Below are 448 nucleotides of genomic sequence, written 5' to 3'. Positions count from 1 at the left end.
TTATTTTTGAGAAAAATATAAAGCAGGAGGATTACAATGCTGAAAACTTATTCTTTAACAACAGATACATTATTAGTTTCGTCAGAATCAGATATCAAAAATTCTTCTGTTGTTTATGTTTATGGCGACGAACGAGAATATATCGAATCTTTTGAACATAAATATGACCTTAAAATAGGCAATATACTAACGTTTGATGATCAAGTTGCATATGACACGATGATAGATCGGAACGATGAAAAAAATTTCCTCGTAAGTTTTTTGTTTCCCAAGATACACGAAGGTGGGCATCTAGATAATCTGACGACATCTGTTGTTTTCTTGGTATTTAAAAATAAGTTGATAATTTTTACAAACCAAAAATTAAATTCCATTTCCGAACTCTTATCCAATATGGTTTTACGTGATATCAATAATTTCACGGAGGAAGTACTTTTAAAGATCATGC

1 pseudogene is annotated in these 448 nt (G+C 30.4%); it reads left to right on the top strand.

The window, feature by feature from the left end:
* Positions 1-36: 36 nt before the first annotated feature.
* A pseudogene (locus CBI42_RS11345) lies at positions 37-448 on the top strand (magnesium transporter CorA family protein); the annotation flags it as partial.

It is taken from the genome of Streptococcus sp. KR (assembly GCF_002238115.1).
In the GTDB taxonomy this organism is placed as follows: domain Bacteria; phylum Bacillota; class Bacilli; order Lactobacillales; family Streptococcaceae; genus Streptococcus.
The sequence above is the reverse complement of the archived record's forward strand: the minus strand, read 5'-3'. Positions and strand labels throughout refer to the sequence as shown.